This window comes from Streptomyces sp. NPDC001933 (genome assembly GCF_042890955.1).
Classification (GTDB): Bacteria; Actinomycetota; Actinomycetes; order Streptomycetales; family Streptomycetaceae; genus Streptomyces.
Map to the genome: position 1 here is coordinate 41,052 of NZ_JBIASS010000026.1, position 26,369 is coordinate 67,420.

General features: G+C 69.1%; 22 protein-coding genes. 14 read left to right on the top strand and 8 right to left on the bottom strand.

From position 1 onward, the window contains the following. The first annotated feature begins 62 nt into the window (after positions 1 to 62). The 4 genes from ACFYY7_RS38505 (at position 63) to ACFYY7_RS38520 (ending at position 3,212) form a co-directional block, all read left to right on the top strand. Positions 63 to 305 (top strand): helix-turn-helix domain-containing protein, encoded by a 243-nt coding sequence (locus ACFYY7_RS38505; protein WP_388669024.1) that lies wholly within the window; start codon positions 63 to 65, stop codon positions 303 to 305. Then, positions 242 to 1,306, top strand: a complete 1,065-nt coding sequence (locus tag ACFYY7_RS38510; RefSeq protein WP_388668924.1) for an NYN domain-containing protein — start codon at positions 242 to 244, stop codon at positions 1,304 to 1,306. Before ACFYY7_RS38505 ends, ACFYY7_RS38510 begins: the two co-directional genes overlap by 64 nt. A 463-nt stretch (positions 1,307 to 1,769) precedes the next feature. Next, entirely contained in the window at positions 1,770 to 2,225 is a 456-nt protein-coding gene (locus ACFYY7_RS38515; RefSeq protein WP_388668927.1) for a hypothetical protein, read from the top strand. A gap of 417 nt (positions 2,226 to 2,642) precedes the next feature. Then, positions 2,643 to 3,212 carry a hypothetical protein gene (locus tag ACFYY7_RS38520; protein WP_388668930.1) on the top strand — a complete coding sequence of 190 codons (570 nt, stop codon included), beginning with the start codon at positions 2,643 to 2,645 and terminating at the stop codon, positions 3,210 to 3,212. Between the two features lie 253 nt (positions 3,213 to 3,465). Here ACFYY7_RS38520 and ACFYY7_RS38525 read toward each other — a convergent pair whose 3' ends face one another. Further along, positions 3,466 to 5,010 carry a hypothetical protein gene (locus ACFYY7_RS38525; RefSeq protein WP_388668933.1) on the bottom strand — a complete coding sequence of 515 codons (1,545 nt, stop codon included), beginning with the start codon at positions 5,008 to 5,010 and terminating at the stop codon, positions 3,466 to 3,468. 844 nt (positions 5,011 to 5,854) lie between these two features. Between ACFYY7_RS38525 and ACFYY7_RS38530 the strand changes: the two genes are divergently transcribed. After that, a complete protein-coding gene (locus ACFYY7_RS38530; RefSeq protein WP_388668936.1) occupies positions 5,855 to 8,272 on the top strand; it encodes a hypothetical protein in 2,418 nt (805 codons plus the stop codon). Between the two features lie 37 nt (positions 8,273 to 8,309). Here the strand turns inward: ACFYY7_RS38530 and ACFYY7_RS38535 are convergent, their stop codons facing one another. After that, positions 8,310 to 8,573, bottom strand: a complete 264-nt coding sequence (locus ACFYY7_RS38535) for a DUF6225 family protein (protein ID WP_351260408.1) — start codon at positions 8,571 to 8,573, stop codon at positions 8,310 to 8,312. A 196-nt stretch (positions 8,574 to 8,769) separates the two neighbouring features. Further along, a complete protein-coding gene (locus tag ACFYY7_RS38540; protein WP_388668940.1) occupies positions 8,770 to 9,096 on the bottom strand; it encodes a hypothetical protein in 327 nt (108 codons plus the stop codon). 796 nt (positions 9,097 to 9,892) lie between these two features. On the opposite strand from ACFYY7_RS38540, the gene ACFYY7_RS38545 reads away from it, so the two are divergent. The 8 genes from ACFYY7_RS38545 (at position 9,893) to ACFYY7_RS38580 (ending at position 19,357) form a co-directional block, all read left to right on the top strand. Continuing rightward, complete coding sequence (locus tag ACFYY7_RS38545) at positions 9,893 to 10,408, top strand: hypothetical protein (protein ID WP_388668943.1); 516 nt, start codon at positions 9,893 to 9,895, stop codon at positions 10,406 to 10,408. 244 nt (positions 10,409 to 10,652) lie between these two features. Beyond that, on the top strand, positions 10,653 to 14,087 hold the full coding sequence (locus ACFYY7_RS38550) for a DNA polymerase III subunit alpha (protein ID WP_388668946.1): 3,435 nt from the start codon (positions 10,653 to 10,655) through the stop codon (positions 14,085 to 14,087). Next, a complete protein-coding gene (locus tag ACFYY7_RS38555) occupies positions 14,084 to 15,091 on the top strand; it encodes a hypothetical protein (RefSeq protein ID WP_388668949.1) in 1,008 nt (335 codons plus the stop codon). Before ACFYY7_RS38550 ends, ACFYY7_RS38555 begins: the two co-directional genes overlap by 4 nt. Next, entirely contained in the window at positions 15,088 to 15,369 is a 282-nt protein-coding gene (locus ACFYY7_RS38560; RefSeq protein ID WP_388668952.1) for a hypothetical protein, read from the top strand. Before ACFYY7_RS38555 ends, ACFYY7_RS38560 begins: the two co-directional genes overlap by 4 nt. 113 nt (positions 15,370 to 15,482) lie before the next feature. Next, positions 15,483 to 16,355, top strand: coding sequence for a DciA family protein (locus tag ACFYY7_RS38565; RefSeq protein WP_388668955.1), 873 nt, complete (start codon positions 15,483 to 15,485; stop codon positions 16,353 to 16,355). Between the two features lie 505 nt (positions 16,356 to 16,860). After that, entirely contained in the window at positions 16,861 to 17,544 is a 684-nt protein-coding gene (gene lexA / locus ACFYY7_RS38570; protein WP_388668958.1) for a transcriptional repressor LexA, read from the top strand. 203 nt (positions 17,545 to 17,747) lie between these two features. Next, a complete protein-coding gene (locus ACFYY7_RS38575) occupies positions 17,748 to 18,734 on the top strand; it encodes a hypothetical protein (RefSeq protein WP_388668963.1) in 987 nt (328 codons plus the stop codon). Beyond that, positions 18,731 to 19,357: a hypothetical protein gene (locus ACFYY7_RS38580; RefSeq protein WP_388668966.1), complete on the top strand. Its 627-nt coding sequence runs from the start codon at positions 18,731 to 18,733 to the stop codon at positions 19,355 to 19,357. Before ACFYY7_RS38575 ends, ACFYY7_RS38580 begins: the two co-directional genes overlap by 4 nt. A gap of 138 nt (positions 19,358 to 19,495) precedes the next feature. Here ACFYY7_RS38580 and ACFYY7_RS38585 read toward each other — a convergent pair whose 3' ends face one another. The 5 genes from ACFYY7_RS38585 to ACFYY7_RS38605 all read right to left on the bottom strand — a co-directional run bounded on the left by ACFYY7_RS38585 (position 19,496) and on the right by ACFYY7_RS38605 (position 24,516). After that, positions 19,496 to 19,828: a hypothetical protein gene (locus tag ACFYY7_RS38585; RefSeq protein ID WP_388668969.1), complete on the bottom strand. Its 333-nt coding sequence runs from the start codon at positions 19,826 to 19,828 to the stop codon at positions 19,496 to 19,498. Positions 19,829 to 20,219: 391 nt separating this feature from the next. After that, a complete protein-coding gene (locus ACFYY7_RS38590; RefSeq protein ID WP_388668971.1) occupies positions 20,220 to 20,435 on the bottom strand; it encodes a hypothetical protein in 216 nt (71 codons plus the stop codon). 259 nt (positions 20,436 to 20,694) lie between these two features. After that, positions 20,695 to 21,312 (bottom strand): hypothetical protein, encoded by a 618-nt coding sequence (locus ACFYY7_RS38595; RefSeq protein WP_388668974.1) that lies wholly within the window; start codon positions 21,310 to 21,312, stop codon positions 20,695 to 20,697. 74 nt (positions 21,313 to 21,386) lie between these two features. Next, positions 21,387 to 23,294, bottom strand: coding sequence for a hypothetical protein (locus tag ACFYY7_RS38600; protein WP_388668977.1), 1,908 nt, complete (start codon positions 23,292 to 23,294; stop codon positions 21,387 to 21,389). A 532-nt stretch (positions 23,295 to 23,826) separates the two neighbouring features. After that, positions 23,827 to 24,516: a hypothetical protein gene (locus ACFYY7_RS38605; protein ID WP_388668980.1), complete on the bottom strand. Its 690-nt coding sequence runs from the start codon at positions 24,514 to 24,516 to the stop codon at positions 23,827 to 23,829. A gap of 107 nt (positions 24,517 to 24,623) precedes the next feature. On the opposite strand from ACFYY7_RS38605, the gene ACFYY7_RS38610 reads away from it, so the two are divergent. Then, the gene (locus ACFYY7_RS38610; RefSeq protein ID WP_388668983.1) at positions 24,624 to 25,940 is read left to right on the top strand and encodes a zinc-ribbon domain-containing protein; all 1,317 of its coding nucleotides are present in this window, start codon (positions 24,624 to 24,626) and stop codon (positions 25,938 to 25,940) included. Positions 25,941 to 26,369: the final 429 nt, after the last annotated feature.

A 26,369-nucleotide genomic window follows, 5' to 3' on the forward strand; every position in this document is an offset into this window, starting at 1 on the left:
CGTGACGGCCCTCGTTCACCAACGCCTCCACGGTCACGCCGACCGGCCCAGTACTCAGAGACCTGGTCACTAGGAAGACGCTTGCCGAGGCGGTAGGCATCAGCGAAGCCAGCCTGTCTCGCTTCCTGTCCGGGCATCGACCGCCCCCGCCCCATGGCGTCAAGCGGTGCTGCAGAACCGGAGAGTGTCCTGCAGTGACTGTGGTGGACTGGCAGCCGAACGAGGTCGAGGGGGGAAGTACGTGGACCGCTGCATCGTCCTGGTGGACGCCGGATACCTTCTGGGGGCGGCTGCGACGCTGCTGACAGGGGACGCCACACGTTCGCGCCTGTCCGTAGACCACGCAGGCCTGATCCAGCAGATCCGCGACCGCGCGCAGACCGAGACCATGCAGCCGCTCCTGCGGATCTACTGGTTCGACGGGGCACCGGACCGGGTGCCCCAGCCCGAGCATCGGCGACTGCGGGTGATGCCCCGAGTCACGGTACGCCTGGGCATGCTCACCCGCATCGACGGCCGCTTCCAGCAAAAGGGCGTCGACGCCGCCATGCAAGCTCAGCTGACCGAGCTCGCCAGACACAAGGCCTGCAGCGACATCGTGCTGATCACCGGCGACGGTGACCTCCTGCCCGGAGTAATGGCGGCCAAGGAACACGGTGTGGCCATGCACCTGTGGGCCGTGCAGGCCGCCGACGGGGCCTACAACCAGTCCGAGGACCTGGTTGCCGAAGCGGACGAGCGGCACCTGCTGGACCGCGCCTGGCTCACCCAGGCTATCACCGCAGCCGAGCCGAGACCGCTGGATGTTCCGACGCAGCTCGCATCCCAGCCGTCCACGCCGGGCGAGCCCAGCGGCGCACCCCAGACTTCGGAACCCTCCCGTGCCCCCACCCCGGGAGACCTCGCGAGGTTCACGCCATCCGTGGCCCTGCGCTGGTCCTCGGACTCCGGCTGGGTCGACCCCGACGACGGGATCCCCCTCCTACACACCCTCACCACCCCCCAGCAGGTGTGGGTGGACCGTGAGCAAGACCTCTCGGTGAGCGGGGAGCCCCACGAAGTGGGAAGCACCTTCGCCGCCCGCTGGGCCGCACGACTCCCGCACGACCAGGCCGCCGACCTTCTGGCCAGGCTGGACCAGGCACACCCCCGGATCCCACGCTCCCTCGACGCTGAACTCCTACGCTACGCCGCGCGGTTCGGCACCATCGGCAATGAAGTGCTGGACATCAGCAACGACCACCGGGTGCAGCTGCGCGCGGGGTTCTGGAGCGGCGTCGAGCTCGTGAGCAGACCCCAGTTCTGAGCCGGCCCGCGTCCACCCAAGACGCTGAACCGCAGGGCCCAGACGATCGACGGGTTCAGATCGCGCTCAACCCAGGTGCCGCACCTCGGTCCTGCGCGCCCGCGTGCGCGAAGCCGGCAAGGGGCGAAACGGTGCTGGCTCAGTGGACGACGATGTGGCGGCCTTGAGCGGCATGCTTCTTCTCCAGCTTGCCGACGATGTGCCCAGGCGCGGCAACTGACCGCCAAGCAGGACCGCCCGGCGACATCCCCGGCCTCGCTGAAGTAGTCGAGGCACCGATGACCGGCAGGCGGTCAGCCAGCCGATCCGGCTGTAGGCACCCGCATACGAGGCGGTGAGTAGACCTGCCGGTGAATGCTGCCGTCCCCGACCGGGAGAGCTGGAAAGATTCCGGCCAGTGACGCGCTCCCGGAGCATGCCGCACTGGTACTACCCTCCGAACCCAATGGGAAGGACACCATCGATGCTCAAAGCGCTGCGCGACCTCACCATCCGCATGTCCAGAGGCCGGATCCTCGACCAGGACATTGACGTGCACAGCCTGTACAGCCTGCGCATGCCCAATGGCAACTACGCCCCCGGCCGGATCCTTGAGACCCACCGTCTCTGGGAACGCCGCTGGAACGACGGCATCCCCTACGTCTCCACCCAAACCGAGCCCTCCCGCTCCGAGAGCCGTGTCGTCGGCCTCCTCGCCATCGCCGACCGCACCATCGGCGCCGGCTGCCCCGACCACCTCGAACCCCTGCTCCAGATTCCCCTGCTCGTCCTCGCCGACGACCCTGACCAGGCACGCCAGGACCTGATCTCCTTCCAGGAGGAGATGTCCCGGCTCGGCAACCTTGTTGCCCAGCCCCAGTCCTCCATGCGGAACATCACCGTTGCCGACCCTCACCGCATCCGCCGCCTTCCCTCCTAACGAGCCGAGAGAAAGGACCGTCCTTCACGACCCGCACCGGGGATGACCACCAGGCTGGCATGCGATGTCCTCAAACAGCGGAACCCCTCCCGAGCGTGAACGCCGCCGTCGAACGCCACCGTGCCGACGCAGGTGCGATCCGCAGTACCCAGCGGGTCAGCGCACATCGGGGACCTTGGGCATGTAGAGGCGGGGACGGCCGGAAAACCAGTCGCCGTTGACGAGAGGGGCTCGGGTCCTTCGGCCCGCAGTACCTGCGTACCGCCCGCGGCCTTCGGTAGGGTCGTTGGCGGAGACTTCGTCGGACTCCCCCTTTCGGGCCCCGCAGCGTGGGGACGCAGCCCGTTCCGACCGGGCTGACCGAGCGCGCCCGGCCCCGGCCGCGTTCATCCCGCTGCCGATGAGGAGATCCCCTCGATGACCACCCTTGACCATGTCCTTGTTGTGCCCGTTAACGAGGGCGGTGAGCTCGTGTTCGCACACGCCCTCGACAGCGGGATCCGTGTCTGGATGCGGGGCCTGGTCCGCCGCAGCGCTGAAAGCGCCCGGCGGCCCCGCGGTGTCGCTGCCCCGTTGTACGGCGGGAGCATCAGGGACATGGCGGCCCTGCGGGACTTCGTGACCAACTTCGTGGACCACGCCACCGACGACCCGGCCGTGCCGCTGTCACCGGGCCGCATCCGCGACACCCGGCCCCTGGTCCGGCGGACCGACCACGACAGCCCGAACAGTCGCAAGCACTTCACGCACCACGCGATGTCGCCGATGCACACCAACGGGGCGTGGGACGGAGCTGCGCCCGAACTGCTCATCAGCCGCGTGAGGGGCGAGGAGGGCACGGGGGCCGGCTACTTCGCCACCGGACTGCCCGAGCTCCCCGCCGACGCCACCCCGACCACCACACTTCCCGCGGCCGTCATCAGTTGGGAACGGGCGAAGGACCTCTCCGAGTACCTGCACGCACCAGTCGGAGACATCCTTCGCTAGCGCGCTGCCCGGCGGTGACGGCCAGAACTACGGCCGCTCGGTGAGGTGGTTGCGGTGTGCACTTCAGCCTCGGGGCCGGTCTGGGCGTGCAGGTACGGCGGACCGAGCTCGAGGTCGTGAAGGATGTGCTCGTCGTCGGAGTGTTCGCTTGCCCCGCAGATGATCGTGACGTCGAGACGGTGGTCGATGGCGTGCGTGGGGGCACCGGACATCAAGTACCGCCCGCCGCCCGCCGTACGCCGGCCTGGTCTGATTAGGGAAGGGGGCAGGTTAGCGGCAGGATGCGCTCGGTCAGCCGCCCGGTGAGGTGGGTGTCGGTGACGGCGGCATCGGTGATCCAGTCCGCTGCGTGCAACTGGTCGACCAGTTGCTGCAGTTCGCCGGGACCCGCTGGGCACAGGGAGGCGAGAGACTCCAGAGCGATGCCCGTCCCGCCGGGGCCGAGCCGTCCCGATGCGCTGGTCTGGGTGGCCAGGGTCAGGGCGAGCAGACGGGTACCCGCGGTGGTCTTGGCCTTGCGGAGCTTCTTGTCCGAGACGACTCTCTGGGCCCATCCGCTGAGCTTGGGCCGCATCTTCCTGCCGAACGTGAACGGGGACGGGCCGTTCGCACGGGGAACGAGGGACGGGACAGTGACAGGGGTGGGGTTCTCGGGCCGTGAGGCGAGCAGGTCACCGGCGGTGCCGGGGATACTCAGCCACCCGCATCCGGTCAGCTGCCCGACCAGGCCCTCCGGATCGGCCAGGCCCAGCGAGGTGAGGTCCTGGCCCACGAGGTTCCCAGTGCCGGTGTGCGCGGTGCGCAGCGTCAGCATCACCACCAGCAGCCGCGCCTCGATGTCGGGCAGCGGACTGTGGCCGGCCACGTACGCGAGGACGGACCGGGCGTGTTCCCACTGCGTCGACGCGGTCAGCAGCCGGGACACCGCCGGACCATCGCTCTCCGCTCCGCCGCCGGTGCGCTGCTGGTGCTGGAGACGGGCGGTGGCGGCGGCCTGCTCGGCGCGCCGGGCATCCAGCCGCAGGCCCGTGTCGCAGGTGACCTCGGCCCAGGTAGCGAAGGCGCGGGCCTTGCGTTCGTGGAGGTCGGCGAGGAGCGCCAGATCGGGCTCGGCGCGCTGCTGGTAGGCCCGGAACAGCTGGCCGAGTTCGGCGAGTTCGTCCCGCAGAGCAACGGGACGCAAGTCCTCGGGGACGGCCCGCTGCGCGATCCTGCCATACGGATGGCGGCGCCTGACCGGAGCGGAACGCGGCGCCGGTACTTCCCGCGGACGGGTCGCGGGCACGGAGCGGTCGGAGAACTGCGGAGCACCGACAGGAGCGGTGGTCGGACGGTCGGCGGTGTCCGGGGCATCGGGCACAGGGCCGGAGGCGGCCTGTGCGGTGGCGACGACCTGCGCGCCGGGCGTGGCCGCCGCGCAGCGAGAACAGCACTCCATGGCCTGCCACCAGCGCCGCTCCCGGTCGGTGATCACGGCCCATACGACCGCCCCGCCGCACCGCCAGGGCTGGGTCCGCGCCTGCCGGTCGTCGGGACGGATGTGCGTGCGGCAGCTCTCGGCCCGGCACACGCAGTACACACCGTCCCGGGGCCCGGCCGCAGCCCGCAAGTGGGCCTTGAGATGGGCGACCGCAGCAGCACGACCGACGGTTGCCGACGGCAGACGCTGCTCGGGACAGGCAGGCCGGCTGCACGAGACACGTACCGCCGCACTGCCCCGACCGGCGGCATCCAGACGCACCGTCCACCTGCGCCCCACCACCCGCTCGTCCAACTCGCTCGCAGCGGCCTGCGTCATCCTGCTTGTCCTCCCGTTCCCTGTCGCCCGCACCACCATCACGGACGGGACGTGTCAGCCCGGCCCACCGTACGCGGCAAGCGGCCCGATAGCGGTGAACTCGCCCTGGCCAACAGCACCAGCGGCTGCACGGGCGCGGTGCGAAGAGAGCGGGTTCCCGGTGCAGCGATCGGCGGGTCAGTGGTCAGCTCAGCCATGGGGGAGGCCGCGATGCGCGGCCAGGTGATCGCGTTGGGGACTCGACTGTGCCCGGTGTGGACGCCCCGGACCCGTGATGTCACCGAACACCGTCACCGGGCGGACGCCGTCCAGTAGGTGGCGATGTTCGGTGCTGCCGCCATCTCCACACCGGTCGGGTGGCGGAGAGGCCGCCGTCCGCCCACACCGCATACCGGGTCGTCGGGCTGGGGATGTCGGTGCGCACCAGGGCCTCTGGGGTTTCCGCGCGCGGCGTGCCGTCCACCACGGCCTGTTCGCCAAGGTGGCGAACCTGGCGCCCGGCTGCGCGGTGGCGGGCGGGGCGTGAGAACCGGCATGGGCAACTCCAGCGGCACAGGGGCTCCTACGGCCGCGCTCAAATCAGCAGTTCCTGAGAGTTGGCGATCACGGGGCCCAACTGCAGCACCGGCCCCGGCCGACTTCGTAACCGCGCCGCCATCCCAGCCCGCCACACGGGAAGAAAATGAGTTTGTGACCCGGACAGCGGGAGCGCAGACGCCTCGAGCGAATACCAGCACCGAGTGGGGCGACGCGTCAGGCATGGTGGAGCCACGCAGCGCGGTCAGGGACAGGAGGCGCGGGATGGGCAGACCCACATAGCAGATCACCGAGGAGGCTACCGAGCATGCCCGACACGGAAGACCAGAACGCCCCCACTGCCAGCGGAACCGCGCGGCAGGCGGACGCCGTCGCCGCTGGGACCGACCGAACCTCACCACGGCTGTATTCGATGACAACCCGCTACACCGACCAGTTCCTTGCCGGTGAGGAGGACCCGGACCTGCTCTGCGACGACCCGATCGCCGCACTGCATTTCGCCCTGACCGCCAGTACAAACAGCCCCCTGGCTGTCTCCTGCAGCACAACCACCGACGGCCGCACATGGACAAGACTGCCGCTCCATGACCTGCGCGTCGACGCGGACAGGGCCCTCCAGCAGACGGTCAAGCCCCCCATGTATCCCAGCTTCCCCGACTCGTCATCCCCCCGGCCCCTCGACGCCCTGCGCCAGCTCGTGGAGCACGCTCAAGCCGACTGGCTGGATGTCGTGCTGCGCCGACCCGTGGATGAGGCAAGCACGTGGATCCCGGACGAACCCGCCGACAACGACTGGATCCGCGCCGGCCAGCTCTGGGCGGCAGTATGGGGCGGCGTACCTGCCGAGCCTGTCCTGGAACAGCTCACCGCCCGCTTCCCGAACCCGCCCTACACTCAGGGCAAGGAGTCGCTGTGCGACCAGGCCGGCGCTGTCATGGAAGCGGTGGACCTGGCTCATGCCTCCGCTGTTGGCGACAACCTCGCCCAACTTCACACCGCCTGGCTGCTCCTGCACGAGCTGGACACAATGACGGTCACGCCGCAGTACGAGCCCGGCACTGACCTAGACACCCCCCGCCGCCTGTTGCTGGAACGCATCGCTGCCCGCCACTCCGACACCGCCGTGACTTTGGCCACCGCCAGGGACCAGCCCAACGCACCCGCCTTGCAGGCTGCCGCCCACGCCTACCTCGACCGCATCCTGCCGCTGTGGCCGCGCATCGCCGCCTGGACCGAGCAGGCCCGTTCCGACTACACCCAAGAGGTTGACGGCCTGCGGAGCTCCGAGCCCCGGCGACCCAGTGGCCCTCCCGAGACCGAAGCCCAGGCGGCACTGCGCACCGCACTCGCCCCTCTTGCCGAACCGGCTGCCCTACCCCATCACGCGGCCGCCGCCCTGTGGCGCAGTCACTCCGGCCGTGCCACGGAACAGGCCGGCTGGGACATGGCCACACTCTCCGCCCGTATCAACGACCTCGCCCTAGCTCATGCCGACGGCGGCGACGCCCGCACCCAGGCCGAGCAGAACCTCACCGCCGTCAGCAACCTTCATCACGAGCACGTACACACCCACGCCGCGCGCGGACACCTCCGCTCTCTGGCAACCTCCCTAGACAGCCTCGACAAGGCATACCGCACCCTTATGGACGGCATCTGGAGCATTGCCCAGGACCGCCGTGATCAGCACGACTCGGCAGAGCGCCCATGGAACGGCTACGACGAACAGCAGGCCACCGCTGACCTGAAACCGGTCGTGCAGACCGGAGAGACTCGCCTGGAGCACCTACGCCAGCGCCACTTCGAGCTCACCCAGCACGCCCTGACCGACCTGCTCCCGCAACTCCGCGACCTCCCGCCCACCAGCCACCGCGCCTACACGATGCGCAACCACATCGCCCCCCTGGACCTCCTCAGACGAGATCTGAACGAGCTCGCCCGGCTCGCCGATGCATGCCGCCGCGACTGCGATGAGATCCGTACCCGTCTGGACAAAGGGCCAGGCTTCGGCAAGGCATTCGCCACCGACCACGACCTCGCCGTTGCCGAGCGCCGTCTGCAGACAGTGCAGCGTCGCTACGCCGACACACAGACTGAGTTCACCTTGTCGGTGACAGTGGGCCGAACCTTCGACCGGCTGCGCACGCCCCCGCCCTCTGAACATGCCGACGCCACCAAGCACGCCGGCGGCATGGAATCCGGGCTGCACCGTTCCCGCCGAGCTGATGCGACAGGGCACAGCCAAACAGCCACGACCGCGCTCCGCGCCGCCGCGAACCAGGACTTCGACCGCTGGGCACAGCCGTTCGCCCCTACCTATGTCCCGCCGCCGACGGAACAGCGCGACGGACGAGTAGCGCGACAGGGGGCAGCCGAGAGCGAGAGCCCCGATGTCGAGCGCAAGAGGAGCTTGATCGACCAGCTGAACCAGCGGGTTGCCGCCGGGCCAGCCCCGGACAGCGCCGAGTACATCGACCTTGCCGAACTCGACGCAGTTGCGCACGCCGACATCAATTTCGATCGGCTCGCCGCCGAGGCGAAGGATCGCATCGCAGCGGCCGCCGATGCCGCAGAGCAGCGCGCCGCAGAGCTGCGTGACCGGCTTCGTGAGGGAGCCCAGGACCGCGCCGCGGCCTCACGCCAGCCGCACGCACCCCATCAGCACGACCAGGCCCAGTCCGCAGCTCACCAGCACAACATCCCCGGCGGGCGCGCGCCCGGCCAGTAGCCCTCGCACACCCGCAGCGGTCGACCGGCCAAGGAGGTCAGTCCACGTCGAGGTAGTACGCGCCCGCCGCGGCGTCGGCGAAGAGCGTGAAGCGGACCTGCTGCGGAACCGTCTCGGTGTTGTCTGCCTGCTCCACGGGCTCAGCGTGGACCAGCACGAACTCGTCGTATCCGTCGACGAAGTTGCCCGGCCCATCCGCCACACCGACGTGGACGGGGGTCTCGTCGGGAACTGCGGTGAGAGCGGACCGCAGCTGGCCTGCCGTCCATACCTGCGGCGCGTGATCGAACATGTCAGCCATGAGGCCAGAGGCTAGGGTGCGCGACAGCCCGCCGTGCCGCGCCGCGCCGGTGAGAGCAGCTCATCGGCTGCGAAGCCCGGGCCGCGTCGGCGCCCGCCGGGGGCAGACCATACGCTGGTGGAGCCGATGGTTAGGGTTCTCTGGTCCCGTGGGGCCCGCCGAGTGAGATCCGGGCCCCACAGTCATCTCCAGACCGCTACAGGGAAGTGCCTGATTGCGCGCGACGCAGGCGGTCGGGCTCCCGCTCACCCACCCCGTCCTCGCCGGGGAAGCGCACGATCCAGTAGTCCACCGATGCCGACGGATCAGGACAGCGCGGCGTCCACGCAAGGCCGTCCACGTCGTGGCCCCAGCTCTCCAGCAGCTCGGACGCCCACGCCTTGGCTGCGTCCTCTCCGCCGGCGTCCGGCCCGTCGCCCATCACGGCCGTGTGATCGTCGTCGCCGACGCGGTGCAGCACCCACGCCGCGTCATCGCTGCCCCCCATCACGTACGAGAGGATCAGCTCTCCCTCATCCTGCATTGCGGCCTCCAAGCCTCGAGCGTGTTCCATATCGGGACCAACCCTGCCATCCGGCACTGACACGGCCGGTCACGCCGCAGGTTCTCCACCAGGTACTCAGCACTGTCTCGGCCGGATCAACGATCGGCCACGGGGTCGTGCAACGAGGCACTGGGGCACCGCGAGTTCGGGGCCCGAGCCGGCATCCGGTGCGACGCCGCCGGGAGACTGGACGTGGCCGCAGCTGGCGCGGAATCGCCACTGCCGCCAGTCGTTGGTCTGGAAGATCCACGGCCCGGGACCTGAGGACACCGTCCAGCATCGCCGGATACGGAGCCATCCGAGACAGCCGCATCCCGTCCCGGACAGCAGCCCGAACCGGCGTAGGCGGCGTCCACCTGACGATCACGGACGGCGGCCCAACGCCCCTGACCTGACCTGTCGGGCCTCTCCTGGCCGACATCGACCACGCCGCGCCCGTCTGCGACGGAACATTCCCGCGGCCGTCCTGCGCCGCGCCGTCGAAGAAGACGTCGGATCCGCATGTGCCGCCGATGCGGACACTGCCTGCTGCCGCAGCCCCTGTCCTGCGGCCCACCTCATGGCACAGTGATCAGGTTGAACTGTGCACAGTGGGGGGAAACACGTGAAGCGACGTCTCAAGCCGGTGGCAGTTGCGATCATGGCCACGTTGGCACTGGCTGGCTGTGGTAGCAGCGGAGAGAACAGAAGCGAGCGGAGCAGCAGCCCAACGGACAGCACATCGACGAATGGCTCGGGACCGGTCTCGGATCCATCGAGGCCATACCGGTTGAAGATGCCTGAGACGGTACTCAAGGGCACCTTCACAGAGGCCGATCATTCCGAGCCCGATCAGGGCATCGCGGCGATGCTCTCCGGACAGATCGAAAGCCCAATCTCCGCGTTCGCCGCCTATCAGCCCGCCGACCGTACTTCCGAAACGTCGGGGCCCGTGCTAGCGGTGACTGGTGTGTATGGAACCGTGCTCAGCCCGGTCGTCGCCCGCGACCAGTTCCTACAGATCCTCGACAGCCGGACCACGGACCCCGACAGTCGCTCCACGGTCATCATCGGGCCCCGCACGGTCGTCCCTCAGGGCTTCTCTGAACCCGTCTCCTGCCGGATCGTCAGGGAGGTCGACCAATTCGGAACGACCTGGACGCCCGGCTGCTCCTGGGCGGATGGATCTGCTGTTGTCTACGTAACCCAGAGCGTGCAATCCGACAAGGATCCTGCCGCATTCGACCTTGAGAACTTCGCCGCCAAGACAGCGATCATCCGTAACGAGGTCCGCGCCCCCATGGCGCCGTAGCCGATCGAGCCTTGTCGAACGAAGCCCGTGGCAGCCTCCCGAATGCCCACGGCTCTCCTCCAACCCTGAGTATCGGAGTTGGCCATCCGGGCCAGGTATCGCGCTCGGTCACACTGCCATGTGAGCCGGTCCAGGAATTCCGAGGCTCGCATGTTCGATTTATGTTCGACTACTGTGGTGCTCTGACTATGAGAGTTAGGACGGGTTTGGGGGCCTTTGTTCGGAGGTTGTGATGAGTGGCGGGATGCATTTGCATGCCTCGAGCGGCTACTCCGCCCGCTATGGCGCCTCTCACCCGTACGCCCTGGTTGCCAGGGCTGCCGAGCGGGGCATCGGGACGCTCGCGCTGACCGACCGGGACACCGTGACCGGCGTGGTCCGGTTCGCGAAGGCCGCGACCGCGGCCGGGATCAGGCCGGTCTTCGGCGTCGACCTCGCTGTCGCCCCTCACACACCGAGCAGACCGGTCCCGGCCGGGCGGGGGCGGACTCCGGTGCGCGGCGGCACGCACGTGGCCGAGGCACCAATGCGGGTGACGCTTCTCGCTCAGAACGCCTCCGGGTGGGGGCGGCTGTGCCGGATCGTGTCGGCCGCCCACGCCTTTGGCGGCGGCCCGCCTCTTGCCTCATGGGAGGTACTGCAGCACTACGCCGGCCAGGACCTCACCATCCTGCTCGGCCCCGTCTCGGAGCCGGTCCGTGCACTGACCGCAGGCCGGCCCGACATCGCACAGCAGCTCCTTGCACCGTGGCGGGACCTTGCCGGCGAGAACCTGCGCCTGGAGATTGTCTGCTGGGGGATTCCCGGGACGGGGCCCGGTTCGGTCCGGCTCGCGGCACACACCCTGGCCCTGGCCGACCGCCTCCAGATCCCCGCCATCCTGTCGAACGCCGTCCGCTACGCCGACCCGGGTCAGCACCGCATCGCGGATGTACTGGATGCGGCCCGCCTCCTGCGGCCGGTGGACCGCAAGCGGCTGGACTGCGGCGAGCGGTGGCTCAAGGGCCCCGAGGCGATGGCGGCGATCGCCGAGCGGGTCTGCGCGGCTGCGGGCGCCGGGCCCGGCCGGGCGGCCGCGCTCCTCGCCGAGACCGCCCGCACAGCAGAACAGTGTGTCCTCGATCCCGTCGACGACCTCGGGCTCGGAACCCCTCACTTCCCCGAGCCGGCGGTGGTCGGCGCCGGTCCAGGACCGGACGGGGCCATGCGGCTGCTGCGCCAGCGATGCGAGGCCGGCATGGTCGCGCGCGGCCTGGACCTCGACCCGGCGGCAACGGACCAGCTCCACTACGAGCTCGGCATCATCGGCCGTCTCGGCTACGAGCCGTACTTCCTAGCGGTCGCCCAGGTCGTCGCGGACGTCCGCGACATGGGCATCCGGGTCGCCGCCCGCGGCTCCGGAGCCGGATCCATGGTCAACCACTCCTTGTTCGTCGCCACCGCCAACCCTCTCGAACACCACCTGCTGTTCGAGAGATTCCTCTCCGAACGCCGCGCCTCGCTTCCGGACATCGACATCGACGTGGAGTCCGCCCGCCGGCTGGAGGTCTACGACCGCATCATCCAGCGCTTCGGCCCCGAGCGGGTCGCGGTCACCGCCATGCCCGAGACCTACCGCGCCCGCCACGCGCTCAGGGACACCGGCCTCGCGCTCGGCCTGCCCCCGCACGCTGTCGACCGCGTCGCCAAGTCCTTCCCCCACATCAGGGCAGCGGACATCCGCAGCGCCCTCGCCGAGCTCCCCGAGCTGCGCGGCCTGAAAGCACAGGCCGCACAGTTCGGGGCACTGTGGGAACTCGCGGAAGGGCTGGACAAACTGCCGCGCGGGATCGCGATGCACCCCTGCGGCGTCATCCTCTCCAACGCCACGCTGCTGGACCGGCTGCCGGTCCAGCCGACCCCGGGCGGCGCCTTTCCGATGGTCCAAGCCGACAAGGAGGATGTCGAAGATCTCGGCCTTCTGAAGCTCGATGTGCTCGGGGTGCGGATGCAGTCGGCGATGGCACACGCCGTCGCCGAGATCCGCCGCACGACCGGGAAACAGATCGACCTCGACAACCCCGGCCAGGTCCCGCTCGACGACCAGTTCGCCTTCGCCCTGATCCAGGACTCCGACACCGTCGGCATGTTCCAGCTGGAGTCACCCGGCCAGCAGGACCTGGTCGGCCGCCTCCAGCCCCGAGACCCCCAGGACGTCATCGCCGACATCTCCCTGTTCCGGCCCGGCCCGGTACAGGGCGGGATGCCCGCGCTCTACATCGCCGCCCGCCACGGCGCCGCCCCCGCATACCCGCACCCCGACCTCGAACCCGTACTCCGCGACACCTACGGGGTGACGATCTGGCACGAGCAGATCATCGACATCCTCGCGGTCATGACCGGCTGCGCCCGCGCACTGGCCGAAGTCGCCCGCCGTACGCTCGGCGACGCCGACCGGATGCCGAAACTGGAGACGTGGTTCCGCGACAAGGCCGGCGCCCGCGGCTACAGCCCGGAGGTCCTCGACGAGGTGTGGGACATCGTCGCCTCGTTCGGGGCCTACGGATTCTGCCGCGCGCACGCCGTCGCGTTCGCCGTCCCCGCCCTGCAGTCCGCATGGCTGAAGGCCCATCACCCCGCAGCGCTCTACGCGGGCCTGCTGGAACACGACCCCGGCATGTGGCAGCCCCGGGTGATCGTCGCCGACGCCCGCCGCCACAACGTCCCCATCCTCCCCGTCGACATCAACCGCTCCCGCCCCCAGTACACGGTGGAGGAAACCGACTCGGGCTGGGGAGTACGGCTCTCCCTGTCCTCGGTGAAAGGCATCTCACAGGAACAGGTGACACGGATCGCGCACGGACAGCCCTACAACTGCCTCCAGGACTTCTGCCAGCGGGCCCGCCCGGCCCTGCCCATCACCGAACGCCTCATCCAGATCGGCGCCCTCAACCCCGTGAAGGGAAACCTGACCCGCCGCGACCTGCTCCTGCAAGCCACCGAACTCCACCGGCACACCCACACCAGGCCAGGCCCAGGACAACTGCCCCTCGACGACACACCCCTGACCACCGGGCCGAGCGGACTCAAGGAGATGACCAGCCGCGACATCCTCGACGCCGAACTCGGCGTACTGAAGATCGACGTCAGCCAGCACCTGATGGAACACCACCACCGGCTGCTGCGCGAGATCGGCGCCACCGACGCCCAGCACCTGCGCTCCATGCACCCAGGACAGCAGGTCCTCGTCGCGGGCATCCGCGCCTCCACCCAGACCCCGCCGATCGCCTCGGGGAAACGGATCATCTTCGTCACCCTCGAAGACGGCTTCGGCCTGGTCGACATCGCGTTCTTCGAGGACTCCCACGAGGCATGCGCACACACGGTCTTCCACCACGGCCTCCTCCTCGTCCGGGGCACCGTGGAAGCCCGCGGACCGCGACGCACGGTGGTCGGCCAGATGGCATGGGATCTGGAAGAGCTCGCCGCCGCACGCCGCGACCACGGCCCACAGGCCGTCCTCGACCTCCTCGGCCACACCACCCCCGCCCCCACCCCGGCCCAACCCGGCCCCGGCCGCACACTCGTCAACGGCACCGCAGGCGCACAACTGCACCCCTACGCCGACCTCCAGCCCGCAGGCACCCGCGCCGCCGACCTCACCCACCTCGGCCACACCAGCCCCGGGAGCGCCGGATGACCTCACCGACCCGGCCCCGCACCATCCTGCGGATCCACTTCCACCCCGCCAACCCCAGCCCGGAGCTGTACGACCAGCTCCTGGCCGTCCTCGAAGGCATCACCCCGCGCGTCGAAGCACACCCCGTGGACTGGTCGGCAGACGCCGACCTCACCGGCGCCCTGCGCTACTGGCAGCAGGACCCCGCCGGACTCGTCGGCGTCATCAGGCTCCGCACTCTCGCCCTCACAGGAGCCCAGTCGAGCGCGGGCGCCGGCCCGAACCGGATGATCGCCGCCATGGCCGCAGCCCTCACACCGCCCGGCGCCGCCACGATCGTCGGCACCAGCCCCTACGACATCGCGGCCTTCCTCGGCCCCCAACACGCAGCCATGCTGCCCGGCATCGGCCCCGTGACCGCCAAGATCCTCGCCCGCTACGGCATCCGCACCGTAAGAGACATCGCCGACACCCCACTCGCCACCCTCCAGCGGATCCTCGGCACCGCCGCCGGCCGCCACGCCCACGACCGCGCCCACGGAATCGACGACCGGCCCGTCATCCCCGCCGCCGCACCCAAATCGATCAGCGCCTCCCACCCGTTCGACCGCGACGAACTCGACACGGACCAACACCAGCGGACCGTCCTCGCCCTTGCCGAGCAGCTCGGCGCCCGGCTCCGCGACCAGAACGACATCGCCCAGGCCCTCACACTCACGCTCACCTACGCAGACCGGACCACCACCACCAGGACCCGCACACTCACCGAACCCACCGCCCACACCCCGGCCCTCGCCACCACCGCCCGAGACCTCCTCACCCGCCTCGGCCTCCAACGAGCCCGCGTCCGCGCCATCTCCCTGCGCGCCGAACGGCTTCTCCCGGCCTCCCAGGCCGCACATCAGCTCACCCTCGACACCCGCGACGACAAAGCCCGCGACCTGGAAGCAGCCCTCGACCGGGCCCGTACCCGCTACGGCACCGGCATCGCCGGCGCCGCGAGCGCCTACCGAAGAGCCAGATGAACCAGGACGAGTCCACAACGAAGACCAAGCACGTCGCCCGGCTGCGGTTCGAGGCCGACGGCCCCGTCGTGGAAGGCGAATGGGCACTGCCCAAGACCGCACAGGACCAGTACAGGAAATGGGTCGGGCTCTACAGCAAGAACCCGAACGTCGTCGTCTGCCTCATCGAAAAAACCAACGACGAAGAACGCGTACTTCGTACGTGGACGGAGCAGGGTGAGACCACCCAGACCCACAACCCCAGGACAAGGGCGGGGCGCCGTGCTGAGGCCGGCTGAGTGCATCTGTAGCGGGCAAAGCGTCCGGCAGCCGGCAGATGCTGAGGGAACACCGGCGTCGCGCATACCTTTCGCCCGGCATTATGGGCGGTGGCGAAAGGAGGACGCGACGCATGCCTGTGACGCGACCGGAGTGGTTCAGTGATCTTGACGCCTGGTGGGCGCCCGCCGTCGGCAAGGACGTGGCCCGGCATGTGGATCCGGTCGGCATCGACGACCACACACGTCTTCACGTGCAATGCTCAAGCCCGGCCTGGCGCACTCAGACCCGTCTGCTCGGCGCCTCGCTGACTGCCCGCGTCAACGAACTGCTCGCCCCGACTATGCAGATCACGGGCATCGTCGTACAGGCTGTCCCCGGTGCCCTCCCGCAGATCATCCGGGACCGGTGGCCGTACATCGTGGGCGAGGACCTTGCCGGTCAGGTCGAACCGGTCATGCTCGGCGCCCAGGGACAGGAACTCTGCACGATTGCGGCATCGGCAGAGGCCCGCGACGAAGCCGACCGGCGCGCTCCCGAGATTCTGGCCCGGATCCGTGAGCTGATCGGCGAGGAGTGCGCCATCACCCGCTGGCCTCCGAGCTCGCTCCTGCCCGCAGTGGTGCTCGTCACCGGTTCCTCCGAGGTCACCGACCGGCAGGCCGTCGAGGACGTTCTGCTGCAGATCTGGCACGACGTGGTCCAGGTGATCGGCACCGAGCACACCCTGGTCCTGGAGCACGGCTGCGAAACCGCGGTCGACCGCTTCGTGAGCGGATGGGTCACGCGCCTGGAACTGCCGGACGATGCGGGCCTGATCTCCGTTCCGATGGCTGCTGACGCAGCACGCCACTACGACCAGGCTGCCCAGATCCGCGACCAGGAGTTGATCGCCCGCCGCCCCGCTCTGTGCGTGGCGATCATCCGCCACACCAGCGAAGTACTGCCGCTGGAGAAGCAGGCGAGCGCTGCCGGAATCCCTGTTCAGCGGGTTCTCCTCCCATAAGACATTGGCCCGGGGCCGCGGGCGGCCTTGCTCATGGATCGCCTGCCCCTGTCCATGACCGGCTGCAGCTTCACCGCGCGCCCGTGGGCAGGAATCAGCCCTGAGCGGCTCCGTGCCCACCAAGGATGCTGAGTCCTCCCGGACGAATGGCGAGGGGCGAGAGCCCCGGGCCCGGGCCGCTTCCAGGCCAGCGGCAGATGATGCGGGTCCGGATCCGATGGGGCCTGGACCGAGTGCTTGCAGTCATCAGCTTCCGGAGTGCCAATGCCCGGAAAGCGACCGGCGAAGTGATGCCGCCTGCGCTGACGTTCTACGTCCGCAGGATCACCCCGTCCGAACGCGAGCACCCGCAGCTGTCGGCCGAAACGCGCGCCGGGCAGGCAAGATCCCAGTCGTAGGCGCTTGTGGCGTTCCGCACCCCGTCGTCCACAACTGTCGAAGTGATGCTCGGTTTGTCAGTGGGTGGGGCTACTGTCCAGGGACGCCAGATCGCAAGGGGGGCACCGTGAGCATCACCCACTTCCGGCCGGGTCGGCCTCCGGGAATCCGCCAAGGCTCCGATGAGCTGACGGACAGGCAGCGCGGCATCGTCGACTACATCGCCCGCTCGTTTGCCGACCGTGGATATCCGCCGTCGATGCGCGAGATCGGCCAGGCAGTTGGCCTGTCGAGTACCGCCAGTGTTGCGCACCAACTCCTCGTGCTGGAACGCAAGGGGGAGTTGCGCCGCGCCCCGTACCGTTCCCGCGCCTACTGCGTTTCCCTCAAGGCCTCCGCCGGCCAGGAACGCGAGACACCGAAGAAGCCGAAGGAGGCGGTGACAGTTCCCCTGATCGGCCGGATCGCAGCCGGAACGCCGATCCTGGCCGAGGAGATGATCGAGGACACCTACTCACTGCCCCGCCAACTGGTAGGCGAGGGCGAACTCTTCGCCTTGAAGGTGGTCGGCGAGAGCATGGTGGAGGCAGCCATCTGCGACGGTGACGTGGTCACCGTCCGCCGACAACAGACTGCCGAGCCCGGCGACATCGTCGCCGCCGTGGTCGATGGAGAGGCCACCGTGAAGCGCTTCCAACGCGATGCCGCAGGCCACGCCTGGCTCGTCCCGCACAACTACAAGCTCCGCCCCCTCGCGGTTGATGACGCAGTAGTTCTGGGCAAGGTCGTCGCTGTCATGCGCGCCGTCTGAAGTTCGATGCTTGGTAGCCATGGTCAGGCGACAGACGTCGTCCCGTGGCCACAGTGCTGTCCGCGCCACATCTCCGAGATCCAGCCCCCGCCCCTCCCATCCTGCGGGCCGGGTGGGGCGAAATATATTCGTCAGGCGGGAGGCGGGGTGCCAGGCCCGGCGCAGCGCCCCAGAAAGGGAGGCGCCCTGCCTACGGTGCAGCCATGCCCCCGAAAAACCTGCGGCTCGCCCGCTCGTCGACCAAACGTCCGGGCGGACGTGTCGCGTTCGTCGCCACCGTCCACTTCCGCGGGTACCCGCGACGGACTCCCCGCAGCTATCCGGAGAGCTGGGTGTTCCTGAGCACCGGCATCGCCTGGGCACGTGTGGGCCGCACCAGCATGACGGTCCTGGACGAGGAACTGATCCAGGGCCCCCGCGCGGCCACCGAGACGATACGGGCACTGGAACGCGCCGACCTCGTCGTGGGACACGGGCTCCTCAACACCGACCTCCGGTCCGTGGCCATGATGACCCCCGTGCCCGACGAGCTGGCCGACCGCTGCGTGGACCCCTACCTCATCCTGGAGAACGCCCGACGCGACCGGCGGCGCACCGGCCTGGACACACTCGCCTACCTCGCCCACGCCACTCTCGGGCCCACCCCCCACGACCATACCTACGGCACCCTGCCCGACCCGCGGCCCGTCGCCCGCCTCACCCTGCGCCTGTGGCGGCACCTGGTCACGCACCGCTCGTTCACCCCCAGCCCGGCCCTCGGCAAGAGCCCCTGCCCGCAAGCGGTGGACGACGAGACGTACGAACGTCTGACGGGCCGGGTCCTGATGGGTGCCACGGCATGGAACGAGCACCGCCAGTCGGGACTGGTCCTGCCTGGCCGCCGCCCCGTCGCCGCCGCTGCAGCCCTGGCCGCCGCGGCGGACACGACCTGGAAGAACGACCTCACCCCCCTGCACCGGGCCGTGGAGCCCCTGCTCGATGACGACCCGCGCCGCTCGCTGCCCGTCCCCCTGCTGATGAGCGCGCTCCAGCGGCTGAGGCCCCCGGACAACCTGGCCGCGCGACGGGCTCTGGGGCGGGGCACCTTCGCCGACTCCGCGGCACGCACCGACCGCTACCGTGAGGCGTTCGCGCGGGTGGTCAACGCGGCGCACATCGACTTCGGGCCGCTGAGCCTGCTGCCCGGATGAGTCCCCAGGGACAGGAACCCCGGTGCGTGGTCTACGGGCTCGTCGATCCCCGGGACCGCAGCATCCGGTACATCGGCCAGACATGCTCCCCGCGGCAGCGGCTCTCCGCCCACCGCCACGCCGGGCCCGCCTCGGGCTGGCTGCGGGAGATCGAAGAGATGACGGGGGAGCGCTGGCCGCTGGTCGTCCTCCGGTCGGATCTGCTGCGCAAGGAGGCCCGGAAGGCGGAACGGGAGGAGATCTGGCGCCATCTCTGGCGTGGCGCGGACCTGCTCAACGGGGACTACCCGGACAGGAAGCTGTGGGAGCACCGGGAGCACTTCCCTGGCCTCATGCCCTGGACGTCGATTCATCACTGGCGGCGATCGGTCCAGTCCGTGCCCTGCCCGAAGTGCCGGGCCCACCCACCCGGGCCATGCGGTGTCGAGCGAATGAGTCATGCCTGGGGACGGCTGGCGCGCGACCGCAGGAGGATTGCCATCGAGTTCGAGCCCCATGCCAATCACCACGCCCGTGCGGCCGCTTGGATCCGGAGCAATATGCCGGGCTGTACCGGCACCGTCAGGACCTCCGCCCTCCAAGACGACGTCCACAGGGACCAGATGGAGATCCCGTCGATGTGACCGCGACCTGCGCACCCGTATCCTCAGGCCGGCAAGTCGCCAGACACCCTGCCATCTCACCCTGAAGGACGACGAGGCACGGGCCTGACTGCGCCCGCACGGCAGAAGTACTGGCCGGCGTGGCCAGACGGGTCAGGGTCAGGAATTCGTCCGGTGATCCCGGTCGTCTGAGCTGGGCGGCGGGATGAGGAATGGCTGGTAGCCGCGGCGTAGAGGAAGCATCGCGTGCAGGTCGTGCACGAGAGCAAGCTCAAGGTCAGCCAGGATCGGGCATCCGCCCTGCACGCCCGGGTCTTCCAGAAAGCCCACGACCGGATTGACGATGTCGTCCTTGCCTTCCTGGCACCAGCGCACGGTCCATCCGGGTGCGGCCGGAATGGCAGTGCTCCAGCCAGGCCGGTGCTCGAGTGCGACAAAGCGCGGGTCCTCGTTGGCCTTCACTCGCCTTCCGGCTTTGTGGTCCAGGATCAAGGCATTTCCATCGTCGTCCCAGCCGACTACGGGAACGATGTGATCCGGCCCTTCTTGTACTCGTAGTACGGCAACGGTCCGGGGTGTGCTGGACAAATTTCCCCCTGGGGCATGAGTAGTCAAAGACAACGCTGGGTCGGCGGCTACTCCTCGGAACAAGCGTGAAACGCGGTGGGGCACGGTCATGCGGCTGCGGAACATCCGGCACGCGGTCCCAGGCTACGACCGTGAGCAGCCCGTTCCCTGCATCAGCCAGTGAGCGGGGGAACTCGGGGACTTGGCGTTCCAGAAGCGTGGGGTGATGTCAGGGGGCACCACCTCACCCGAGACATAGTTCCCAGGACTGGATCGCCGAGAGCCTGGGCTGAAGCGTGAGGTTACGGCCGGCCGACTACCGGTCGAGCAGCGAGCGTGCCGGACCTTCACCAGAAGGGTGTACCTCGATGCCCCCGTCGGCGTTCAGCAGCACTTGGCGCCCCGGGTAGGTTCGCCGCGCGATGGCGGCATCTCTTTCGTCGAAGTCGCCGCTGAACACGATTACCCCGTGGATGAGTTCCGTGCGCATGTAGGCGCTGGGCCAGCGGTGCAGAAGCACTTCGGTGGTCATGGGCTGGTCGGCTGCTGGCAGGTCGGGGCCGGGAACCATGGTGGCGTCCTCTTCTTGTCCGGGCTCGCCGGCGCACGTGCGGTGAGCGGGTCACGTAGCTGTGGCAGGAACGGGAAGACTGGATCGAGGTGAACTCGCAGTTTGGCTGAGCTTCCTGGCGCAGTACCTTCCTTGAGATCAGCAGGCCCCCGCAGGGGATGCCATGTCAACGGACGACACCAAGCCCCGCGCAGGGGGTATCGCGGAGCACCGGCAGGGATCACGCGGGGAGTGCTGGCTGCTGTTCACCGATCGCGGCATCGACGGCATCCTGGACGCGTTGGAGCGTGGCGAGGAATTCCTCGTCGTCGGAGGGGTAGGCGAGGGCGGCCAGTGTGGTCTTGCGTCGGGCCAGCGACTTCTCCAGCCATGCCTGCCACTTCGGAGTGGCCTCGGCCCGCCCGACGGTGCCGGGCGACCACAGGCGCTGCGGCGCGCCAGCCGTACTGAAGTGCGGGTTCGCGCGGGTCTTCTCCGGATCGGGCAGGAAGTTGCGGATCGCCGTGTCCGTCCACCCCCGCGTGCGCAGGATCGGCACGCTGACCCAGTTGACGGCGCGCGGCGCGCGTGATGCGGGCGCACGATGACGCGGAGGTGCGGGTGCTGCCCGCCACGCGGTCTCCTCCTGCCCCGCCACCACCTTCTGCTGCGCCCGCTCCTCCCCGGCGAGGCGGTACTCCTGGTAGGCATTGACGAGCCACTCGGGTCGGGGCTGCTCCCTGCGTACCTTCCGCACTCGTGCTGAGGACCAGGTGACATCAGGGAGCGCGCTCGGGAAGACGCCCAGGCGCTTGGCGGCCTTGGCCCTGGTCAGCGGCTTGTCCGCCTTGGAACTCATTCAGTGATTATGAGGTACTGGCGTTCCTGTGCTGAGCCGGGTCGGCTGGGCCTTTGCGTTCCTTCCGGCCGGTTTCACCGGAAGCGCCGGTCGGTGAAGACCTGTTCGGCGTCGGCTTCGACGACATCACGCAGGTCCTCGTCGTCGTCCGGGGCGTCCAGGCCGAGCGCGGCAAGGACGTGCCGGTAGTACTGGCAGGCGAAGTGCGGATCGCCTGCCGCCAGCAGGGAGGACAGGAGCGGCTCGTCGCCTGCGGTGGGCCGGTCGATCTGGACCAGTATCTGGATGCGTTCGGTGCTGCTGAGAGGGGGAAGTGCGGAACCGAGCTGGTGTTCCAGCCGGTCCCAGCTGGTCGTGGTCCGCCCCCGTGCCGCCTTCTTCAAGGCTCCGCGGACAGCCGCTGCGGTGGAAGCAAGATGTGCTGGCAGCTCGGCGGGAATCGTGATCTTGTCCTGTTGCGGTTTTACGGCTGGAGATGCCTTTCCGGCCGCGTCCTGCCCGCTTTTTTCAGTGAGCTTTTCCGTCCATTTGTCCACCTTGCGCTGTTCGTCTGCGGACAGCAGGTCCCCGGCCTCCTTCGCCGCGAGCACCAGGTCCTCAATAAGCTGCTTCTGCTCGTTGGCGGACAGTTCTTCACGCCGCAGGCGGCCGGTGATGCTCTGGACCTGCCCCCGCGCCCGATTGCGTGCCTTCCGCTCCTGGGCCTGTGCCACGAGCTGTGCTTCCCGCTCCTGGGCTTCTGCCGCACGGCGCGCTCTACGCTCTTCAGCCTGTGTCGCACGGAGTGCTTCCCGTTCTTCAGCCTGTGCCGCACGGCGTGCTTCCCGTTCCTGGACCTGCGCCGCACGACGCGCTTCCGCTTTCCGTCGTTCCTGTGCCGCAAGTCGGCGTGCTTCTCCAAGGAGCGTGTCGGCGGCATCGAGAATGCCCGTTTCCTGCGGCGTGGTGACTTCGTCACGCAGGATGAACCTTCTGATCTGCGGAGTCAGTGTCGAGACCTCGAAAACGTGACTGTGGCGGACCGCTTCGTCGAGCCTGGTGAAGAACCGCCGACGGGTACGGTCCTGCTGGCCGATCCAGTCGTTCGCGTGGTCGATCGCGCGTTGCAGGTGCTCCAGCGCCTGTCCCTCACAGCGGTGCACCTGAAGCTCGGCGGCGTCCCGTAGTTGCCGGACGGCGCCGGTCTCCTTCTCCCGTACGGCGGTGTCGATGAGTCGTGTCAGGGCACCGATCTGTACAGGCCCCTCCACGGCCTCGCCGCGCGGCCTTGGTAACGGTGTCTGTCCTTCGTCGGCGCGTGCGGCCCGCAGGCGTGTGACGACGGGGGTGATGAGCCGGCCGTGCTCGTCGACGGTGCAGTCCGCCAGCTCGAAGTCCCAGTCGGTGCCCACATGCGGGAGCTCGGTGCCGAGCATCATGACCCGTTGGTTTCCTTCGCTGACGAACCTGACGCGGTTGACGTAGCCCCGGCGTGCCAGGGTGCGGTGATCGATCTGGACACCGGGGCCGAGAATGATGTCGTCGGCCTCCGCGGCGTCCCAGTCGGGTGGCATCGTGCGGTCCATGTGCAGAAGCAGCGTGTGCCCGCTCAGTACGATCTCCACGAGCGACCCGACCGGTGCGTCGTCCCGGTCGATGTAGCGGTAGCGCGGGGTGTGCCCCTGGCCGCGAAGCCACCCCTGGGTGGCCGCCCGCACGTACAGGTGGTCCGCGCTCGCGACGCCCCGGGAACGGCGGCCGCACGAGGGCAGCACCCCGTCGGGATCGGGGAAGTGCGCGAAGTGGCTGACGCGGACGTTGCCCCGCCTCGTCAGAAGCTGGCCGCCGCACCCACCCAGCAGGATCCCGCACCAGAACGTGGTCCCGGAGAACTCCTCGCGGAACTCATCGAGCTCGTCGGCATCCGTCGGGCAGACCACCGGATCATCGGACTCGGGGTCCGCCAGAACGGCCGTCTGGATCTGCCGATTGTCAACGCCCATCGCCCGCCCCTTCACCAGCACAGCCCCCTTGGCTCTCGCAGAAGAGCATCCTGCGGGCGCGAGAGGGGTAGATCACCTTCAGTCGTTCAGCCTAACGAGCGTCACGGAGGGTGTCGCCGTAATACGGGAAACGTAGTCAACGCAGGGGTGAGGGGGATGAGGCGGCGAGCAGTGGGCGGCGCACGAGTGGGAGCAATACCGTGCCCGGCCGGCCGCCCGGCCGCCGCAGCTCAGGCCCTGTGCCAACGCCGTAGTCGCGCAGCCGTCCGACGACGCCCCGGCCGCGCCGGTAGCCCCGGTCGAGCCTCCCGTGTCCCGTCCGGTGCCGTTGCCTTGCCATCCCGTGGTGTCCGGGCAGCCGCCCCGTGTCACAGGACTGCGATGTCCGGGCTTCGGCGCGAACCGTCCCGGCTTCGCTGTCACAGGTCATGCTGCTCCCGTACGAAGCTTTTGGTCCCCGGTGTTGAGCTGTTGGGGACCAGGACAGGGCTGGCGTGGCGGCCCGCGGCCCGTCGCTGTCTGCCGACAGTGGTCAGGTGCGGTCGGCCGCCATGACGCGCAGGATGTCGTCGGTGAGCTGCTGGGGGTGGGCGGTCCTCAAAGTCGTACTCAGGGTCTCCCAGGTGTTGTAGACCGTGACGCCGTCGGACCGCTTTTGGCCGTCCGACTCTCTGGTGAGCGACCATTCCGAGTCGCCGCGGTGGAAGTTGTACTCCTCGTCGCCGCTGACGATCGTGACGTCGCAGCCGCACCCGTAGCCGTCGTCGGGGTCGTCCTCGTCCTCGTACGCGCCGTCCTCGTGACGGGTGTTCAGCGTCACCGCTCCGTCGTGCTGCTGGGTGAGCAGGGCCGCCACTGCCACCACGGTCTGGTGGGCATCAGGGGGCACTGGGGCGGAGCTGGGGGCGGCGTGCAGGGCACGCACGGTGGCGGAGGCGTGCCGGTCGGCCAGGCCATGGATCGTGCCGGACACCAATCGCAGCGTCTCCAGGGCGTCGCTCAGGTTCGCAGGCTGCCCGGCACCGGCCGGGGCGGGCAGTTCGGCGTCGCCTCGCTCCACGATCCGGCCTACCGCGCACGCGAGTTCCCGGAGGGCATCGGCGCTGTACTGGAGCTGCACGAAAAGCGCCGAGGCGACCGTCGCGGCATCCTGCGGGGTGTAGAGCGACCAGGGGCCCGACAGGGCCTGGACCGAGACCCCGGTTGGTCTCCGCCGCCGCACAGGCCAGATCCACCGAGTCCTCGGGATCGTGCGCGGTAACGGTACGCGCCTGCGAGACGAAGTCGTTGCCGTCGTCGGCGGCCTGCTCGTACAGGGCGTCCCAGGGAGTGCTGTCGTCGAAGCCGGCCGCCGGGGCCTGGTTGATGAGCATGCCCCAGATCCTTCCAGACCGGACGGGCGCCGTTCGTTGTCAGTGGTTTCTGATAGACCCGACGACGATGAATGACGGATGTGTCTTCTTTGATACTGACCTTCCCTTTCCGCGGCAAAGGGGCAGCCTGAGCGCAGAAGCCTTTGTCGCTCAACGGCGCGCCGCTGCCGACTGGCTCCACGGCCAGGAACAGGCATTGAGCGAGGTGTTCCTGGCCGAGGGCCGGGACGAGTTACCAGTGGACGACTACCTGCGATGGCGCCAGCAGCAGCAACGCCGGTTGGGACAGGCCCGAAAGGGCTGGACGGACGCCTTGGCCGAGGCCGGCTGGAGCATGAACAGCCCTTGGGCCTACCTGCGTCCTGATCTGCTGACCGAATACGACGCGGGGCACCCGGAGAACCGGCCCGAGCGGCCCTTCGAAGAGAAGGTGACGTCCACGACGAGCGTCTGGTGGCGCTGCATCCGCGACGAGAATCACCAGTGGAGAACCTCAGTCCACAACCGGCATGCCATCGGCACCGGGTGCCCCCGGTGTGCCAAGAGAGGGGTCTCCCGAAGAGAACAGGACGTCTTCACGGCTCTGCGTGAGAGGTGTCCGGAACTGGAGAGCCCGGCCTCGGTCCCGCGCGTCAGAACCGACAGCGGTACGCGGCGCATGCGTGCCTGGCGGGTCGACATGCTTCTGCCCGGCACGCCCGCGGTGGTGGTGGAGTACGACGGTGCGTATTGGCACAAGGACCGGCTCCAGAAGGACCGGGCCAAGACCGCCGACTTGTCGGCCTCGGGCTGTGTAGTGATCCGGGTGCGTGAGGACCCCCTGCCCGCCGTCACGTCCAACGACATTGTGTGCGCACAGGACCTGCCGGCCCGTGAGGTGGCGGAACTGGTACATCACAGGATCGACGAGCTCGCCCGGGGCGGCCGAACACACGAGAGCGTCTCCACACCGGTGACGGAGCAGCCACCGGAGCAGCTGGACCTGTTCTCCGAGAGCGTCGCCCCGGACAGCAGCTCAGCGGCGTCGCGGGGACCTGTTCCGGCCGCACTCGGGGCCCACACGAAAGCCGTCGTCGCGATACTGATCCACGAAGGATTGCTCGCGGTGCACGAGGGGGAGGTTCGTGGGGATTGCGCGCTCGGTACGCAACAGCCGATTCTCCAGATGATCCCTCAGGCGTTCCATGAACAGAAGTGCGGCCTGGTCAGGTTTGAAGCCCTGGCCAAGGCTGCGGCCCGGGTGATGTCCAGCGAGAAACTACCGCCGAGGTGACCCCGCACTGCCAGCGATCACCCGGGCCCGCGGACCCTGGAACAGCAGATGACCACCCGGACGCTTCCAGCCGGCGTCGACGGGTGGGTGAGATGAGATGCGGGTGCTGCAGATCGGGTGAGAGCGGTTGTGGTGCCGGGGGGCCGGTGACGGCCCCACACCGAACCCGAACAGGTGGACGCAGACGCCGTGTGGACTCGCACCCTGCCGAACCGGTGGGCACGAGCCGGCAGTGTCTGCCGCTCCCTGCCCCCGCCACCGCCGGTACCGGCACCCCTGGCACAGACAGCACTCCCGCTCGGGAAACGGACCGGTTCGCCGACCAAGGTCGCGGATATGCCACTGGCATATCCCTTTTGCCGGGATTCGGTTCCTTGGCTCGTGGGGCGTGCGTAGCATCGGCGGTGTCGTCGTAAGACACAGGAACGG

Bases quoted from the DNA above. Each gene is read 5' to 3' on its own strand.
- ACFYY7_RS38595 (WP_388668974.1), bottom strand. From the start codon at position 21,312: ATGAGTTCCAAGGCGGACAAGCCGCTGACCAGGGCCAAGGCCGCCAAG.
- ACFYY7_RS38530 (WP_388668936.1), top strand. From the start codon at position 5,855: ATGCCCGACACGGAAGACCAGAACGCCCCCACTGCCAGCGGAACCGCG.
- ACFYY7_RS38590 (WP_388668971.1), bottom strand. From the start codon at position 20,435: ATGACCACCGAAGTGCTTCTGCACCGCTGGCCCAGCGCCTACATGCGC.
- ACFYY7_RS38555 (WP_388668949.1), top strand. From the start codon at position 14,084: ATGACCTCACCGACCCGGCCCCGCACCATCCTGCGGATCCACTTCCAC.
- ACFYY7_RS38560 (WP_388668952.1), top strand. From the start codon at position 15,088: ATGAACCAGGACGAGTCCACAACGAAGACCAAGCACGTCGCCCGGCTG.
- ACFYY7_RS38550 (WP_388668946.1), top strand. From the start codon at position 10,653: ATGCATTTGCATGCCTCGAGCGGCTACTCCGCCCGCTATGGCGCCTCT.
- ACFYY7_RS38540 (WP_388668940.1), bottom strand. From the start codon at position 9,096: ATGCAGGATGAGGGAGAGCTGATCCTCTCGTACGTGATGGGGGGCAGC.
- ACFYY7_RS38520 (WP_388668930.1), top strand. From the start codon at position 2,643: ATGACCACCCTTGACCATGTCCTTGTTGTGCCCGTTAACGAGGGCGGT.
- ACFYY7_RS38525 (WP_388668933.1), bottom strand. From the start codon at position 5,010: ATGACGCAGGCCGCTGCGAGCGAGTTGGACGAGCGGGTGGTGGGGCGC.
- ACFYY7_RS38515 (WP_388668927.1), top strand. From the start codon at position 1,770: ATGCTCAAAGCGCTGCGCGACCTCACCATCCGCATGTCCAGAGGCCGG.
- ACFYY7_RS38565 (WP_388668955.1), top strand. From the start codon at position 15,483: ATGCCTGTGACGCGACCGGAGTGGTTCAGTGATCTTGACGCCTGGTGG.
- ACFYY7_RS38535 (WP_351260408.1), bottom strand. From the start codon at position 8,573: ATGGCTGACATGTTCGATCACGCGCCGCAGGTATGGACGGCAGGCCAG.
- ACFYY7_RS38600 (WP_388668977.1), bottom strand. From the start codon at position 23,294: ATGGGCGTTGACAATCGGCAGATCCAGACGGCCGTTCTGGCGGACCCC.
- ACFYY7_RS38545 (WP_388668943.1), top strand. From the start codon at position 9,893: ATGCCTGAGACGGTACTCAAGGGCACCTTCACAGAGGCCGATCATTCC.
- ACFYY7_RS38575 (WP_388668963.1), top strand. From the start codon at position 17,748: ATGCCCCCGAAAAACCTGCGGCTCGCCCGCTCGTCGACCAAACGTCCG.
- ACFYY7_RS38580 (WP_388668966.1), top strand. From the start codon at position 18,731: ATGAGTCCCCAGGGACAGGAACCCCGGTGCGTGGTCTACGGGCTCGTC.